This window comes from Pseudomonas sp. 43A (assembly GCF_013363935.1).
Taxonomy (GTDB): domain Bacteria; phylum Pseudomonadota; class Gammaproteobacteria; order Pseudomonadales; family Pseudomonadaceae; genus Aquipseudomonas; species Aquipseudomonas crudilactis.
The window spans coordinates 3,104,756-3,120,260 of sequence record NZ_CP054880.1; the positions used below are offsets into that span (position 1 = coordinate 3,104,756).

13 protein-coding genes and 2 pseudogenes are annotated in these 15,505 nt (G+C 54.4%); 10 read left to right on the plus strand and 5 right to left on the minus strand.

Going from position 1 to position 15,505, the window contains the following annotated elements; translation table 11 throughout:
- Positions 1-78: 78 nt before the first annotated feature.
- Positions 79-597, plus strand: coding sequence for a transporter suffix domain-containing protein (locus HUW52_RS13855; protein WP_175553952.1), 519 nt, complete (start codon positions 79-81; stop codon positions 595-597).
- Between the two features lie 64 nt (positions 598-661).
- Here the strand turns inward: HUW52_RS13855 and HUW52_RS13860 are convergent, their stop codons facing one another.
- A complete protein-coding gene (locus tag HUW52_RS13860; protein ID WP_175553953.1) occupies positions 662-1,438 on the minus strand; it encodes an NAD(P)H-dependent oxidoreductase in 777 nt (258 codons plus the stop codon).
- A gap of 85 nt (positions 1,439-1,523) precedes the next feature.
- On the opposite strand from HUW52_RS13860, the gene HUW52_RS13865 reads away from it, so the two are divergent.
- Positions 1,524-2,417 carry a LysR family transcriptional regulator gene (locus HUW52_RS13865; protein ID WP_256668306.1) on the plus strand — a complete coding sequence of 298 codons (894 nt, stop codon included), beginning with the start codon at positions 1,524-1,526 and terminating at the stop codon, positions 2,415-2,417.
- A gap of 255 nt (positions 2,418-2,672) precedes the next feature.
- Positions 2,673-3,458, plus strand: coding sequence for a DeoR/GlpR family DNA-binding transcription regulator (locus HUW52_RS13870; protein WP_175553955.1), 786 nt, complete (start codon positions 2,673-2,675; stop codon positions 3,456-3,458).
- A gap of 133 nt (positions 3,459-3,591) precedes the next feature.
- On the opposite strand, the pseudogene HUW52_RS13875 reads toward HUW52_RS13870, so the two are convergent.
- A pseudogene (locus tag HUW52_RS13875) lies at positions 3,592-4,656 on the minus strand (NAD(P)/FAD-dependent oxidoreductase); the annotation flags it as partial.
- Positions 4,657-4,940: 284 nt separating this feature from the next.
- Between HUW52_RS13875 and HUW52_RS13880 the strand changes: the two are divergent.
- Positions 4,941-6,620 carry a hypothetical protein gene (locus HUW52_RS13880; RefSeq protein ID WP_175553956.1) on the plus strand — a complete coding sequence of 560 codons (1,680 nt, stop codon included), beginning with the start codon at positions 4,941-4,943 and terminating at the stop codon, positions 6,618-6,620.
- Between the two features lie 59 nt (positions 6,621-6,679).
- Positions 6,680-8,551 (plus strand): hypothetical protein, encoded by a 1,872-nt coding sequence (locus HUW52_RS13885; protein WP_175553957.1) that lies wholly within the window; start codon positions 6,680-6,682, stop codon positions 8,549-8,551.
- A 347-nt stretch (positions 8,552-8,898) separates the two neighbouring features.
- On the opposite strand, the gene HUW52_RS13890 is transcribed toward HUW52_RS13885, so the two are convergent.
- Complete coding sequence (locus HUW52_RS13890; protein WP_218586347.1) at positions 8,899-9,675, minus strand: helix-turn-helix domain-containing protein; 777 nt, start codon at positions 9,673-9,675, stop codon at positions 8,899-8,901.
- 96 nt (positions 9,676-9,771) lie between these two features.
- Here HUW52_RS13890 and HUW52_RS13895 point away from each other — a divergent pair, with 96 nt between their 5' ends.
- The 3 genes and pseudogenes from HUW52_RS13895 to HUW52_RS13905 all read left to right on the plus strand — a co-directional run bounded on the left by HUW52_RS13895 (position 9,772) and on the right by HUW52_RS13905 (position 11,018).
- The gene (locus HUW52_RS13895; protein ID WP_175553959.1) at positions 9,772-10,044 is read left to right on the plus strand and encodes a hypothetical protein; all 273 of its coding nucleotides are present in this window, start codon (positions 9,772-9,774) and stop codon (positions 10,042-10,044) included.
- A gap of 81 nt (positions 10,045-10,125) precedes the next feature.
- On the plus strand, positions 10,126-10,431 hold the full coding sequence (locus HUW52_RS13900; protein ID WP_256668307.1) for an aquaporin: 306 nt from the start codon (positions 10,126-10,128) through the stop codon (positions 10,429-10,431).
- Between the two features lie 87 nt (positions 10,432-10,518).
- Positions 10,519-11,018 (plus strand): annotated as a pseudogene (locus tag HUW52_RS13905) (arsinothricin resistance N-acetyltransferase ArsN1 family B).
- A 108-nt stretch (positions 11,019-11,126) separates the two neighbouring features.
- Here HUW52_RS13905 and HUW52_RS13910 read toward each other — a convergent pair.
- Positions 11,127-11,768 carry a hypothetical protein gene (locus HUW52_RS13910; protein ID WP_175553960.1) on the minus strand — a complete coding sequence of 214 codons (642 nt, stop codon included), beginning with the start codon at positions 11,766-11,768 and terminating at the stop codon, positions 11,127-11,129.
- Between the two features lie 264 nt (positions 11,769-12,032).
- Here HUW52_RS13910 and HUW52_RS13915 point away from each other — a divergent pair, with 264 nt between their 5' ends.
- Positions 12,033-14,687: a TrlF family AAA-like ATPase gene (locus tag HUW52_RS13915; RefSeq protein ID WP_175553961.1), complete on the plus strand. Its 2,655-nt coding sequence runs from the start codon at positions 12,033-12,035 to the stop codon at positions 14,685-14,687.
- Here HUW52_RS13915 and HUW52_RS30790 read toward each other — a convergent pair.
- A complete protein-coding gene (locus tag HUW52_RS30790; RefSeq protein ID WP_371929250.1) occupies positions 14,684-14,788 on the minus strand; it encodes a hypothetical protein in 105 nt (34 codons plus the stop codon). The two genes, HUW52_RS13915 and HUW52_RS30790, sit on opposite strands and share 4 nt — an antisense overlap.
- Before the next feature lie 172 nt (positions 14,789-14,960).
- Here HUW52_RS30790 and HUW52_RS30370 point away from each other — a divergent pair, with 172 nt between their 5' ends.
- Positions 14,961-15,272: a hypothetical protein gene (locus HUW52_RS30370; RefSeq protein ID WP_256668310.1), complete on the plus strand. Its 312-nt coding sequence runs from the start codon at positions 14,961-14,963 to the stop codon at positions 15,270-15,272.
- Positions 15,273-15,505 lie beyond the last annotated feature (233 nt).

The following is a 15,505-nucleotide window of genomic DNA, read 5'->3' on the forward strand; positions in this document are numbered from 1 at the left end:
GCGAATTGCAAGTTGTTCAGGTGAATCTGCTGCTACGCTTTCCAGGCGTCTGCACCCCACCCAAACAGGTATAAAACCATGGAAACTGTCCAAGAACCGCTGACACCGACCCCCGCTGCCACATGGCGCTTCAAGGTTGGCGTGGCGATCATCTGCCTGATGCTGGGCTCGTGGCTGATGGTGCCACTGGCCGCCGCCCTCGACGTGCCCGGTTCGAAAGTCGCGGCGCTGACCGGCGTGCTCTTTATCAGTAACAAGGTGCTGTTGCTGGTGGTCATCGCAGTGATGGGCAAGGCCGGGTTTGCCGAGCTAAAACGCACCATTGGCCGACATGTCTCGGGGATGCTTCCGACGCCTGTCGCTGAAGTCTCGCCACTGCGGCATCGGGTGGGCGTGGTGATGTTTTGCCTGCCGTTGCTGTCGTCGTTTCTGGAACCGTATTTCGATAATTTCTGGCCGGGGTTGCGGCCCAATCTGTGGCAGATGCAGATGCTCGGGGATCTGATGTTCATCGGCAGCTTCTTTGTGCTGGGTGGCAATTTCTGGGACAAGGCCCATGCACTTTTTGTGCGTACGGCGAAGGTGGTGTCCGTTTGAACGTTGATTGCCAAAGCCATTGTGGCGGGGGGATAAACCCCCTCACCACAAGGTAGGCATGAAGTCAGCGGATGTGGGCGGCAAAGCCCACTAGATCCGGTGCAACGTGATCCTTGAGGGTCAACGCAGGAATGTCGTATTCCCCCCCGTTCTGCTGGCGAAATGCAATTGGCCGTGTACTCCATAACTCGTCCAGACGCTGGCCCAACGCCTCAGTCGTCTCGGTAAACCGCGCTTCATCCATCCGGCTGACACGATAGGTCAGGAAGGGCGGCAACACGTCAAAACCTGGGTAGTAGAGAACGCCATGCTGGATCGGAAACAGCAGATCATCGATTGGCCCGTTGATCCCGCGCGGGGCGTAATGCGACTCCCAGCCACCGGTGGTGACCATCAACATCGCCCGTTTGCCTTTCATTTTGCCTTCGCCATAACGCTCGCCCCAGCGGCTGTCGGAGTGTTCGCCGACGCCGTAGGCAAAGCCGTAGGCATACACGCGATCGACCCAGCCTTTGAGAATCGCCGGCATGGTGAACCACCACAGTGGAAACTGCAGGATCAGTGCATCGGCCCACAGCAGTTTTTCCTGTTCGCCAGCGATGTCGGCGGATTGGGTGTCTTCGGCGTAGGCGACCTTCGAGTCGAGGGAGGCGTGAAACGGTTTCGTCGCATCGCGTTGCGGGGCGTCATCGGCGTCAAGGGTGGCTTTCCAGTTCATCGCATACAGGTCGGATACCCGTACGGTGTGGCCGGCGGCTTGCAGGCGCTGGACGGTGAAGTCGCGCAGTGCGCCGTTGAGGGATGTTGGTTCAGGGTGGGCGTAAACCAGTAATACGTTCATGTTGAAGCTCCGTTGGCTGAGTGACAGCAGGATCAGTGTTCAACCGGTATATTGGAAATGAATGTCTGATATGTCTGGTATAGCCATGAATAATTTAAGACGGCTGGATATCAATCTGCTGTTGACCCTCGATGTGTTGCTGTCGGAGCACAACGTCACCCGCGCGGCGCAACGGCTGAATCTGTCGCAGCCTTCGGTGAGTGTGCATTTGGCCAAGCTGCGCGACATCTTTGGCGATCCGCTGCTGTTGCCCGGGCCGCGCGGCATGCGCCCGACGGCGCGGGCCGATGAGCTGCGTGAGCCGTTGCGCGAGGCACTGGAGGCGTTGGAGCGGGCAGTGGCGCCGGCCAGTGCGTTCGACCCGGCGCTAGCGACGCATACCTGGAAAATCGCCGCGACCGATTACGGCGAGTCGACGGTGGTGCTGCCCGCCCTGCGCGGTTTGCGCGAACAGGCGCCGGGCACGCGGCTGGCGGTGATCGATCTGACCCCGGCGCATTTGGTCAAACAGGCCGAGCAGGGCGTGTTCGATCTGGCGCTGCACATCAGCGAAGACGCGCCGCCGGAACTGCATCGGCGACCGCTGTTCACCGAGCGTTATGTGCTGGCCGGTCGAGTCGGGCATCCGGGGTTGAAGTCTGCACCCACGCGCACAGAATTCTGCGCGCTGGAGCACGTGATGGTGTCGCGCGCGGGTGGGGGCTTTTTCGGGGTGACTGACCGGGCGCTGGCCGATATCGGGCTGATGCGCAAAGTGGTGTTGTCGGTGCCGCACTTTCTGATGGCGATGTCGGTATTGGCCAGCACCGATCTGGTGGCGATGCTGCCGTCACGCCTGGTGCGCGGCAACCCTGCATTGCAAGTAGTCGACGCACCGCTGGAGGTGCCCGGTTACGAGATGGCGATGTTCTGGGGCGAGCGTTCGCATCGCGATCCGGCACACAAATGGCTGCGTGAGCGTTTGTTGGCGTCGGTCTGAGACGCTGTCAGGCATGGCCCAGGGCAATCGCGAACGACACGACGATCATGCATGCGAAGGCGAAATTGAGATTCATGAGGTGTTCATCCTGAGCCTTTTAGAAGTGCGACCATTCTGAACAGGCTGAAAGCAAAGAAAAAATTTCCCTTGTCGATTCCAATGATCGAAACGATTGATACCTGCCGATTTGTGTTTGCGCGGGGCTTTGTTTAGTCTCGGAGAAACCTGCAACTACAAGCATAAACAGGCATAACCATGCACGATCATTCCGCGGCTGAACTGCCATCCCTGCGCCGGCAGAAAATCCTTTTACTGCTCGAACGCGACGGCAAAGTCATGGCGTCCGAGTTGAGCCAGCACTTCGCAGTCTCCGAGGACACCATCCGCCGCGACCTAGCCGAACTGGACAATGCCGGGCTGGTGCAGCGTGTGCACGGCGGGGCGCTGCCGCGTCCGAAGGACTCCGGCAAGGATTACTTCACGCGGCTGGACGAGACCGATGAGGTCAAGATTCGCTTGGCGCAATTGGCAGCGCTGCAAATCGAGGACGGGCAGATTGTGTTGTTCGATTCCGGTTCGACCACGTTGCAGGTGGCGCGCTCGTTGCGTGCCGATATCAGCATCACGGCGGTGACCGCATCACCGATGACGGCGATTGCCTTGTCCGAATTCAAGGGTGTGAAAGTGATTCTCGCTGGCGGCCAGTTGAACCCGCGAACGATGGCGGCGAGTGGGCATGAGGCGCTGCGGTTGCTGGCCGGGATCCGGGCGGATCTGGCGATTACCGGGGTGTGTGCGATTCATCCGGAAGTGGGCATCACCTCGCTGCATTTCGACGAGGTGCCGGTGAAGCAGGCGATGCTGGAGGGCGCGGCGCGGGTGATTGCGGTGACCACGGCGGACAAATTGGGGGCGGTAGAGCCGTTTGTGGTGGCGCCGTGCACGCGTCTGCATACGCTGATTACCGAGCGGCATGTGGCGTCGGGGAGTGTTGAGGATTATCGGCGGTTGGGGATTGTGGTCGAGCAGTTGCCGGATTGAGGTTTTGCGGTGGTTTTGATGGCCCCTTCGCGAGCAAGCTCGCTCCCACATTCGAACGCGTTTCTGAGATAGAACTCGGTCAACTGTGGGAGCGAGCTTGCTCGCGAAGGGGTCGGTACATTCACCCCATCTTTCAGCGCAGGCGCTCAAGCATCTGGTAATACCACATCCCAGCAGCCAGTAACGGGTTACCGAGCAAATCCCCCATCGGCACACGAATGTGCTGGCACTGGGCAAACGTATCGAACTGCTCCATCTGCCCGGTGATCGCCCGGCTCATGATTTCGCCCATGATGTGCGTCGTCGCGATGCCGTGCCCCGAGTAGCCCTGGCAATACCAGACGTTATCCGAGAGCTTACCCACTTGCGGGATGCGGTTGATGACGATGCCCATCGCGCAGCTCCACTGGTAATCGATCTGCACGCCTTTGAGCGCCGGGAAGGTCTGCTCGATGCACGGGCGCAGTTCGGCAGCGATATCCCGTGAATCCTTGCCGCTGTAGTTGGCGCCACCACCGAACAACAAGCGGCCGTCGGCGGTGAGGCGGTAGTAGTCGAGGACGAAGCGGCAGTCGTAGACGGCCAGATCTTCCGGGTTGATCTGCTTGGCCAGATCGCCGAGCGGCGCGGTGGTGACAATGCCGCCCATGGCCGGGAAAATCTTGCCCTTGAGCTGCCCCGGTTCGAGCTTGTGATAGACGTCGCCAGCGAGCATTACTTGGTTAGCGTCGATCTGTCCGTGAGCCGTGCGCACACCGGGTGTAGCGCCGTGAATGATCTCCAGCACTTCGCTGTTCTCGAAGATCAGCGCCCCTAGACTTGCCGCCGCCCGCGCTTCACCGATGCACAGGTTGAGCGGGTGCAGATGCATGTTGCGGGTGTTTTTGATCGCGCCGTGATAGAGGTCGCTTTGCAGCAGATCGCGCACTTGGCTGCGGTCGAGCAGGCTGACCTCATCGCCCAATCCGCGCCGTACGGCTTCTTCATAATCCTTGCGCAAGTCAGTCATGTGGCTGGGCTTGTACGCCGCGTGCAAATGGCCGTGTTTGAGGTCGCATTGAATGCCGTATTTCTCGACGCGTTGCTGGATGATTTCGTGCCCGCGCCAGCGCAGGTGCCAGATGAAATCATCGACATCGTCGCCGAGTTTCGCGCGCATCTGTTTGCGCATCGCACCGTCGCCGGAGAGGCTGCCGGTGGTCCAGCTTATCCGACCCAGGCGATGTTGACTTGCAGAATAGTCAACAGATGCTGAGCCGTGTTCAGGCCTGTATTTTTTGGGACTCAAGGAAATTTTGGGGCGACGATAGTCAGTCGTTGAGCGTTTCATCGAAATGCGTCGGGTTATTGAAGTGTCACGAGCGACGGTGTCATCGACTGCTAAGGGATATCGGGTGATGGCTTTTTGATGGTGCGGGGCGGAGCCTCTACGTTACAGTGGTCCTGACTTTTTTAGCCTCTCAAACAGGATGTGTTTTAAGCATGCATGCCGCTCTTTCTGCCGATGTCATGATTAGCTTCAATAATGTTCAGACACAGCTACGCATTGTCGTTGATCAAATGTCTTTCAGTCTGAAGGAGGCCAAGGCAGCACAAAGCCAACTGACTCGATTGCCGCGAACGACGGAGGAAAATGAGCTAAAAACCGACTTGCGGTCGCCTATCGAGGAATTGCAAAAGGCCCGACAACAATTGCGTGAACTAGAGAGTGAAGGCCGGTTAGGACGGCTGATTAAAGGGTTCTCCGCCCGAAAGTTGGTTGCGACAGCAGAGCAGGTATTGGCTGACCAAAAGGGCAAAGCTAGTGGTCCTAATGAATCAGCGCGTCGCAAGGAACAGGTCGCCGCACACAACCGCCAGGTTGAGGATGTGGCCCGGCAGTTTCAGGAACTAAGCCAGAAGATGGAACGAGCCAAGGCATGGCTAATCGCTGGAAAAAAACTGCAAGAGCAGTTGCACCCGTTGGAGCAGGCGTTGTTGCGCCAGGGTTGGGTCAACGGGGACAGCGCTGCTTTACTAGACGAAATTCAGCAGCATTTAACCCGAAGCGACATATCGGCAGCACTACAAGTAGCCGGCAATTTACTCTTTCAAACGATGCCGACTACGGTGCAGATCGAAAAATGGATTGAAGAGACTGTGCGCCTCCGTACGGTGGCGTGTAGTGAGGGCGGAGTTGGGTTCACCGCGTTGGGTTCCTTCACATCGGTCGTGAGCGGTTCCACAGAATTGATGCTGGCAAGTTGCACCCGTCCGGTCCAACAAGCGGTGCATGAAGATCTAGAACCGGCAGATCGCTGGTATCACCTGGCTCACCAGTTGACCCGGCCAGAACACGTCATGCACTGGGTGCAATGGGCTTTGTATTGGGCCGGCTTTCAAACCGCACAGCGATTTTCCAAAGAGTTGTCTTTGGCCGATGCGCACGAAGAGCATTCCACGGGGGCTTTCCTGAGCAGTTTTCGCGCTGAGCTAGAGCGCTGGGCAGGGCCGAAAATCGATAGCATGGGGTTCCCCAAAGTGACGTCTTTCATGGGCACGTTGGCATTAGGCGGAACCACAGCTGAAGCACATCTGGGGGCGGATTTCGGCATCATTGTAGACGTCAACGTGGGCGGGCTGGTGGTGCGTAAGGTTGCGTTGGTACAGGGCAAGGTGAGTAAAAATGGTAAGGCTGACATCGGAAGTAAGCCTAGCGGGCCGCATAAATTGACCCAGCTGGAAAAGCTGAATGACCCGCAACGGGATTTTTACGCTTTTTATCACTGTGGATTACGGCAGGCGAGTGTTCCATGGCCAACGGTTGATCGAGCGTGTGCATTGGTCAAACCTGATACAGACGTGCAAGCCGGGTCGATCATCGTCTCAACGCGGGAAAACGGCTGGGATTGGGCCTCTTTTTTCGCTTTTGGGTTGTGCAGCGAAAGCAGTGGGGTCGGGCGGATGTTGGAGGAGCACGAGGATGCGCTGGCCGTTCTGGGCGGTGAACATCGCGAGCTTCTACCCAGTCGACTGATTGTGGTTGCAGCTGGGGGAAGTGACTACAGCTTCGAACTTCAACGTCGCGTGCAGCAACACTATTCCACCATCGGCACCGGGTATAAGCGAGCCATGGACAAAAGAGATGGTCCCAAAATGCAGGGGCCGGGCTGGGGCCGATAGCCTAGCGATAAATCAGAATTAAAAACGTTATCTGCCCAAGCAAAAAGGGACACGGTTAAATGGATATGGAACAGGATATGGATTGGCTCTTCGGCAACATTGGCGGCGGACCAGCCAAGCAAGTTGAGTCGGTTCCAGAAAGCTATGAGTCTATACAAGCAGCGTTGACTGCCATCGTTAACGCTGGCCCAATCGGTCGGTCCGAAGCACGAGGTCTGGTCAACTGGGATGCTGTGGAACAATTATTTTCTGCTGAGCTCGAAACCCTCGCCCTCAGCGATGAGATGTTTTCGAACGTATACATGGCGCTAAAAGCACATGGTTTTGCGGCCAATACCACGCGAAGCCAAATTGTGCAATACGGAAACTTTCGCTGGAGCGAGTTTTCTTCAGCCGTTAGGCGCTTGGCGTTGGAGTCGTTCGCGGCCAAAAATTTTTTGATGTTCAGCACAGCATTTCGAGAAATCATCGGGGACTTCCCGGCACTAGCCAGCGATGAGGTGATCGCTGATGAGGTTATCGACTTCATCAGGTACAACCGCACGGACTTGGAGGTTACTCTTCTTCAGCTACGGGCTCTGAGCGGTAATGAAAGACAACTCAGGCGGGTCCTGCGCGCGATCGGCGCTGCAGGACATCAATCGGCCCCTCATCAGTTTTCACTCTTGTGTGCTGAGTGGGCAGCCGCGAGTACGTTCGGTAACTTGCAATATGCGTTGTGGTACGCCCCTTCGAAGAAGCAATGTGACGAAGCTCCCATTCACCTGGAAATTTCAGGCCAGATGAGAAAGGTGGCTGACCTGCTCGTTGAGTTCGGTATTGGCGTGAATGCAGACCCAATGCATTACGCGTTGTCCAATTTAGGCGCTGCGGCTATGAGCTCTTGGAAGGAGGAGCTTGTAGCAGTGATCGTCGGGGACCGGGAGTTGGAGGAGGCCACGATCGAGACCTTATTGGTCATGGGCGCCATCGGACGAGATGAACAACTGTTGCTAACCATTATCGAACTTGCCAAGTATGCTGAAGAGACTGTGGCTGCTCACATCGACCCTGATACAACACTGGCCAACCGACGAGGCCGTGCTTGTATAAGTATGCTTCGGGGAGCTCCGGACGTGATGGACTTGATGGTTGAAGCACAGCGTGGCGTCGCTGTGCCATTAGCTGACACCGCAGTTTCTCAACCTAGAACCTGGTTGAATGATGCTCGAGTAGAACTACTTTTTGAGTTGAGTGTGAATGAGCTGGCTAAGCGGGTGGGCGGAGAAATCTTTGATAACCTCCACGCTGGTGAAGAAACGCATCTAGCTGAGCTGTTCATACAGTTGAAGCATTGCCTTGAGCAGTTATCCAACCGTCTCGTCTCTGCAGCCAAAGCGTTGGACTCACGTGAAAGATTTGAATTCAGCCTTTCGCAGAGAATCATTGGAAAACCAGAGGAAGGGGGCTCTGGCGTCGACCATCCGCGTTTCTCAACAGACATTTGCCTGATTTTTAAGGCAACGGATGAAGGTGTCTGTCTTAGCCAACGAGCAACATTAATTCAAGCTAAAAGGCTGCAGGTTAGTACCAAGAAATCGTATGCGTATTTTCTCAAACGCGATCAGCTCAACGACATTGCACAGCAGACGCTGGCCAGCTTCTTGCTGCTACTTGGTCCGGCCTATGCGAGCAGCTGTTTGCCAGTGATGCCCGCAAGGCTGATGGTCGACCTGATGAAGCAGAACGCCTCCATGTCACTTTCTATGCCTCGTGCCGCTAATCTGGGCAAAAGCCTGGGTACCTGGCTGCTCGAAGATATCATTGGGCTTTGGACCGGCGACGATTCTCATAAGCTTGTAGATAAGGCGTTAGGCGTGGGCAATGGCCGGCCACGGCTCATATACGAACTTGTCGTGCGGCGGCATTTGAAAGGATCTGACGGTTGGTAGGTTCAGTGGCAGTGTGTGCTAACGGATAGGTTCATCGCGGCTGATCGACTGCTCTGGCGCAATTAACAGTATTATTTTCTCACCCAATCTCCCAGAAGGCACCGGAACAGCTACCCAGCCCTGGTAGGGGAGAGCATACCGGTAGCTTTGACTAGATAGTATCAACAAGCCGTTCCTGACCTGAATTCAGAGTAGTCACATTTTAATCTCTTTTTGCTGATGTCGGCGCTGGCCCTCGAGTAGGGCCTGGTTTACGCAGAAGAGGCCTACACAGGAGTATTTCAGGATGAGTGCGTCACCCGTTGCGGACTGCCAGAGCGGTCGATGAAAGTCGACCGGCTCGAGGATTAGGTTTTACGGAGTCGACCGGGCGCGACTCCTCGCCAGCGTTTGAACATTGCCACAAATGCACTGGTGGTTTCATAACCTAACTCCAGTGCAATAGTGGTTACAGGGAGTTCGCTAGCAAGCAACTCAAGTGCACGCAATACTCTTGCCTGCTGCCGCCACTGGCCGAATGTCATACCCGTTTCATCAATGAAATGCCGTGAAAGGGTTTTCGAGGAGGATCCGGTCCAACGCGCCCATTCAGCAATACTTCTGTTATCCGACAGGTTAAAAGCTAGGGCATTTGCCACACGTAATGCTCTGCTGTCCTTGGGCATCGGTAACCCGATTGCATCGTGACGTAGTGAGTAGATTTCATCCAAAATCACCAGAGCGATTCGCTTCTGCGCTTCAGTGATGTCGCCGGCCTCCCAACGTGCGGCCCTGCATGCGGCTTCGTTGAGAAGGGAGGTCGTTTGCATCGTTCCCGGATCCGCGGGTAGACGCTGGCAGGCTTCTTCATCGAGGTAAATGCTCCAACTTTGAAGGGGGCCGTAGGATTGCAACGAATGGGTACAATTGGCAGGAATCCAAACCAAACGCCCAGCTGGAACGATCCAGTGATGCTCGCCCACTACTACTGCGACTAAACCACGCATAGTACCGAACAATTGACCGCAGTGATGCTGATGGGGCTGGGTGTTCTTAATCACCTGCTCGTCTATCGCGCGTACCGCTAGAACGGGACTGAATATTGATGGAGGGATGTCGATTGTTGCCGTCTTGACTGAGCTCATGACCATTCACACGTATAAGTTGACCGTTCTCAACGAGCGGCATAGATGTCTTACGCGCTAATTTGAGTCTCCCAAACTTCACGGATCCACCCAATTATGCGTGCACACGATTTACTACCCGATCATATCGACTCGATGCAGACCAATGGAATCCAAGTCCGAAAGGGCACAGTGGGTGCGTTTTTGGTAAATGCCCGCTCTTGGTTGTCAGCCGATGCCGAAAGTGAAGCCAAATTAATGGCCCAACTAGATATTCTTGATGCTTTGCCAGCATTGCAAGCCTTGGGGCTGTTCGACCTCATGACCATCAATGACATCCGATTGCGGCTGCTTGTCGACAATCACATTGAGGTTGCTGAGCGGCGATAATCATCTTGGGGCGACCATTTTCACCTCGCCATTGGAGATGGACATACTCGCCGGAGTGAGTACCTGGCAACGTCGGGATTGGTGCTTACAATTCTGCTGTGCGATAAATATCACAAGGCAAAAGTGCCTCAGGTGGTTGCCGCGTATGTTGTCGCAGCCTACTGGTTTACTTCCTCTACGAGCTTTGCAAATCCGGCGGTGACGATTGCTCGCGGGTTCACTGATACGTTCTCGGGGATACGGATATCAGACGTAGCGCCGTTCATCATTGCGCAGTTTTTCGGTGGGCTAACGGCGCTGTTCCTGGCGAAGGTTCTCGGTGGTAAAGACGTCGTCGTATATATCCCGCAGCCTGGTCTCCACGAGCAGAAGCTCCAAATTCAGTAAACGGTGCTCTCTGCGGTACGTGGATGCGGTGATCCCGTTTGAAGGAAAGTTCACGGTTCACCCGCTGATACCTCTGCCATCTAGGCTATCTACGCGCCAATGGTTTTGGACACGGTCATCTCGTTCGAGCTGATACCACCGACTGTTGATGAGATGGCCGCACGAATAGCCGCAACACTGCCGACGTATCCCTATCTGGTAGCCGAGGTGGAAGGCAAGGTCGTTGGATACGCTTACGCAAGCCAGCATCGAGCGAGAGAAGCCTATCGTTGGTCGGTGGATGTCACCGTGTACATCGATCCGGCTGTGCACCGAAAAGAGGTTGGTCGTGCGCTTATCAGCAGCTTTTACCAGTCCTAGAGAAGTAGGGGGTTCATGCCGCCTATGCCGGTATCGCCTTACCCAACGCGGGGAGCATCGGTATCCATGAGGCGCTCGGGTTCACACACATCGGCACCTATCCGGAGGTTGGGTTCAAGCACGGCCAATGGCATAGCGTGGGTTATTGGCGCAAACCACTTCGTCCTGGTACTCCGCCAATAGAAATCATTCCGTTCAGTAACTTGAAGGACGGCGTAATTGTCTGAGCTTGGCCGTCCATCAACCCGCTAGGTAGTTAGTGCCGAAGACGACGTCCTCTAAAGTGCTCACGCGAAGCCCACTGCACTAGCCCCCGTGATTGGGAGCAAGCGTTGCTACTCGGATCCAATCCGCATTGGCTTACGATCTGCAGCGTTTTGTAGGTGACAGTCTTTACACACGGCCTGTAGTGTCGCGCTTTGATGTGCCTTAAGCGTGAAAGCGAGAGCGGGGTTGTCTGCAGGTAAGATGAACGGGTTCTCGCTCCACCAATCAAAACCACGAAACGCTTTATGGAACTCAGAAGTCGTCATTAGATGCATAGCCTGATGAACTATTGCTCGAAATTCGGGATTAACGTGATCCACCTCGGTAGAGGGAGAAATGCCACAACGTTCACAAATGGGGAACGCGCGCCTTCGAGCGGTTAAGAATGGCGCGGATGCCAAGCGCAGGGCAGATTGAATCCAGTCGTTTTGATCCCTTGGATCTAAGCACTGAGACCAAGACACTTTATGCCATCTATTTGAATCAAACAGACCATAAAAGTCATAGCCGCCTCCAGGTCGGTTGAGCATGCGGAATTGGCTTGGACGCAGGTCGTGAACAGCGCAATAGTAGTGTTTTTCAGCGATAAGATCGGAAATCAATTCATCCTGAAAGGCCACCTCTAACTCTCGCACTTTCAGCCGCAATCGGATACAGGCGCGCAACTGAGCCCTGGTCATTCCTGCAAAAAAAACTGCACCTCGTGCCATGCTCTTGTCTCCCTCTACGTTGATCCATCTTCAGTCCCCATGCCACTTTGACGGCCGTATCTCACCTTATTGAAGATCTTTATCCCGTTACTTACTCGCGGTACAGATGTGTGTGAATGCAAGCGCGCTCAGAAATGCATTTGCCTCATTCCGCAGTTCGCTGAGGAGGTCTACAGTCATGGGTGGTGAACCTGCCACATTTGTCGAGTTCGCCAAGTCGGCGTATACCTCGCGCCCCTATGCCACCTATTGCGGCGGATCAAAATGGACGATTACTTTACCTTTGCTCGATTTTGGCGCTGTGCTCTACAAGTCAATCCCTTTAGTTATCAAGGTACCTACCGAGGCTCTGATCACGGCTTTGATGAGGATCAGTACAACCACGCATTGCTTGAAAAGTGCTTGGCACATGACATCAAGGTTGTTGGGATCGCTGACCATGGCAGCGTAGTCAGTGTGCATAGCTTGAGAAAGGTGCTTGAACCGAATGGGATCGTTGTGTTTCCGGGTTTCGAGATCGCCGCAAATGACAAAACCCACTACGTATGCTTGTTCCCTGAAGATACGGGTACACAGCAGCTTGAACGTTACCTCGGCAATCTCGACTTGCTTGATCCTGCGGACGGCGTTCGACCTTCTGGCTTGAGCTCTGAACAGTTGATTGACAAAGTAGATCAACTTGGAGGGTTTATTTACGCCGCGCATTGCACTCAGGATAGCGGTTTGTTGAAAAACCGACTTAACCATGTGTGGAAGCTTCCAAAACTTCGGGCGGCCCAGATACCGGGGGCTTTGGAGGATTTGGAAGGAGTCGAAAGTGATTTCTACAGCCGAGTGCTAAAAAATAAAGACGATGCCTACAAAAGAAAGCGTCTGGTCGCCTTGATCAATGCCAAGGACATCTCCAAACCATCAGATTTGGAACATGCTGGGGCGACATGTCTGATCAAGATGACACGTCCCACATTCGCGGCTTTTAAGGTGGCGTTCCTCGATCCCGCCTCCAGGATTCGGCTAAATTCTAAGTTGGCCAAGAGCCCAGTCGGCAGGGTTCTTAGCATGGTGGTCGCCGGTGGCTATCTGGATGGTTTGAAGGTCAATTTTTCTGACCATCTCAATACTGTCATTGGTGGACGCGGCACTGGTAAATCCACCCTCTTGGAATGTCTTCGTTTCGCATTGGACCTTGCGCCGAAAGGTAAGCAAGCTCAAAAACTGCATCAAGAAATTATCAAAGAAAATTTAGGAAGGGCGGCCGGTCGAGTGGAATTGGTCGTGGTCTCATCAGCGCAAAATGGTAAGCAATACACTGTGTCTCGCCGGTACGGTGAGCTGCCGGTGGTGCGAGACGTGAATGGTGACGTATCTACCATGCTGCCCAGAGAACTCCTACCTGGCTTGGATATATATGGACAGAACGAAATCTACGAGTTGGCCCAGGATGAAGCCAGCCGATTGCAACTGCTCGACCGATTTCTGCCGCAGGACGATGATTATGAGAAAAAGCGATTTGATGCGCAGAAGCGTTTAAAGGAAAACCACCTCAAATTTGTGGATTCCCTGTCTGGGCTGGACGACATTGAGTTCGAACTCAACCGGCTCCCTAATCTTGAAGAACAATTGCGTGACTACGAGACGTTGGGTGTTGCTGAAAAGTTGGCCACGACGTCTTTGCTAGCAAGGGAGCGAGTGCTAGTCGGTACCGCTAAAGACAGTTTGAAAAGCTACGAAAATGCGCTGGTTTGCCTGAGACAAGCCTTTCCGGATCTGTCTTTTATGAATGACGAGGCGGTCAACGGGGTGCCCGATAGGGACGTGCTTGTGGCAATGCGCAGAGTTTTAGAATCACTCAAGATGGATTTCGAAACCCATTTGACCGTAATGGAGGAGCTTGTTTCCAACGGTCAAACGCAGTTTTCGACTGAACACGATGCCTGGCTGCTCGCGGTCCAAGAACATGACAAGGACTTGGAAAAAGAACTCCGCAAGCTTCCTGAGACTGCCGGTAAGTCAGGGCAGGAAATTGGTGTTGCTTATCAAAAGTTGCAAGGAGATATCGAGCACATAAGGCCATTAGGGGCAAAGCTACCTTTATATCAAAAGCAATGCGAAACGCAGGAGCTGGAGCGAAGAAATATATTGGCGGAGCTTTCAGGTTTGAGAAGTCTTCGCCTTGATGCCTTACAGAAGGGGGCTAAGAAGCTAACGCGTAAGCTGGATGGAAAATTAAGAATTGAAGTTGTGCCTGAAGCTGACCGTTCACCACTGATGGCGTACCTATTGAGTTGCAAGCTGGAAGGGATTGCTGAAAAGAGATTGGCGTGGATCGAAGAAGTAGAAACGATCAGTCCATCCCTGCTGGTAGCATCGATCCGGCAAGGGAGCATGATGCTGCAACTGGAGTGGGGTTTGACACCTTTGGTCGCTGACGCATTGGCCAAGCTCCAACCGTCGCAGATAATGGAGCTTGAGGCGCTGGAATTGGAGCATCGCGTGGACATTTCTCTGAACGTTGCTCATGGAGATGCTGAGCCATTATTCCGTCCTTTGAATAAGCTTTCGACTGGTCAACAGTGCACGGCGATTCTGCACATGCTGCTTCTGGACAACATTGATCCGCTATTTATGGATCAACCGGAAGACAACCTTGATAACGCATTCATCGCTGAGAGAATTGTAACCGAGTTGAGGGACGCCAAAACTAATCGGCAATTTCTCTTCGCCACTCACAATGCGAACATCCCTGTATTCGGCGACGCAGAGTGGATCGGGGTGTTCACTACTGAAGAGAACCGCGGTTGCCTTCCACCTGATGCGCAGGGTTCCATCGACGTCACCCTAATCCGAGACCAGGTGGCGAGAATCTTGGAGGGAGGCCGAGATGCCTTCATCCAGCGCATGGAAAAGTATGAGTTTTAGCAGTCTGGTTCCATCGCAGCCACCACCTCCAGTGTTCGTCCACTGAGGTGATACTTCTTCAAAAATACATCGAAGCTGCCCAGCTCGCCCTCATGGGTCATCTCAACGCCGGGAATTTTCGTAGCGCGTAGCGTTTTTCTCTGCCGCCAAATGCATCACGTCTCTGCTGGGCACGTATAGAAACTCGGTCTGCGGATCGATATAGCGAGCCTTCGCTCCGTCCTAGAGCCTGTATGCTGAAAGTAAGAATCAAAGCCGTCGAAGGAGTCATCGATGAAAATAACCGGGAGAGTCGAAGTCGAGACCGTCACTGACGTCTTATGCGATGTGTGTCGTTGCTCCACCCGCCTGGATACTGGTGGGCACCAGTTCGGCACCCTACAAGCACACTGGGGGTGTGGCACTACCCATGAAGGGGAGCGCTATGAACTGCACCTGTGTGAAGAATGTTTCTTCCTGTCGTTGGCTCACCTTAGGCAGGAACGGCGAATTCAAAATCTATTCAGTGAGGACGGCCAAGATTTCACCGATAACTTCGGTCTTGTCGCGAAGGATGACTATTTTGGTGACGTTGGGAGTCGATAGATAATCTCCGACTGACTGGTTCAAAGTCGCAAGATAGAGGGGAGCGCCCAATTTGGGGGTATGAGGGCGCTGCTAACAAACAGGAGCTTGTCATAGCATAATCTGATGGCACTAATGGGATGAAGAATTTACAAAATCAAACGCCCTGACGGTCGGGGCGCTTAATCGAGCTTCATCAGGGTGGTGCACTGCTGTTGTCCGTGGGTGGAGACTCTCGCCTGCGTTTCCCTCGG

Excerpts from the sequence above, each read along its gene's own strand:
- HUW52_RS13855 (WP_175553952.1), top strand. The coding sequence starts at position 79 with ATGGAAACTGTCCAAGAACCGCTGACACCGACCCCCGCTGCCACATGG.
- HUW52_RS13860 (WP_175553953.1), bottom strand. The coding sequence starts at position 1,438 with ATGAACGTATTACTGGTTTACGCCCACCCTGAACCAACATCCCTCAAC.
- HUW52_RS13865 (WP_256668306.1), top strand. The coding sequence starts at position 1,524 with ATGAATAATTTAAGACGGCTGGATATCAATCTGCTGTTGACCCTCGAT.
- HUW52_RS13870 (WP_175553955.1), top strand. The coding sequence starts at position 2,673 with ATGCACGATCATTCCGCGGCTGAACTGCCATCCCTGCGCCGGCAGAAA.
- HUW52_RS13880 (WP_175553956.1), top strand. The coding sequence starts at position 4,941 with ATGCATGCCGCTCTTTCTGCCGATGTCATGATTAGCTTCAATAATGTT.
- HUW52_RS13885 (WP_175553957.1), top strand. The coding sequence starts at position 6,680 with ATGGATATGGAACAGGATATGGATTGGCTCTTCGGCAACATTGGCGGC.
- HUW52_RS13890 (WP_218586347.1), bottom strand. The coding sequence starts at position 9,675 with ATGAGCTCAGTCAAGACGGCAACAATCGACATCCCTCCATCAATATTC.
- HUW52_RS13895 (WP_175553959.1), top strand. The coding sequence starts at position 9,772 with ATGCGTGCACACGATTTACTACCCGATCATATCGACTCGATGCAGACC.
- HUW52_RS13910 (WP_175553960.1), bottom strand. The coding sequence starts at position 11,768 with ATGGCACGAGGTGCAGTTTTTTTTGCAGGAATGACCAGGGCTCAGTTG.
- HUW52_RS13915 (WP_175553961.1), top strand. The coding sequence starts at position 12,033 with ATGGACGATTACTTTACCTTTGCTCGATTTTGGCGCTGTGCTCTACAA.
- HUW52_RS30790 (WP_371929250.1), bottom strand. The coding sequence starts at position 14,788 with ATGACCCATGAGGGCGAGCTGGGCAGCTTCGATGTATTTTTGAAGAAG.
- HUW52_RS30370 (WP_256668310.1), top strand. The coding sequence starts at position 14,961 with ATGAAAATAACCGGGAGAGTCGAAGTCGAGACCGTCACTGACGTCTTA.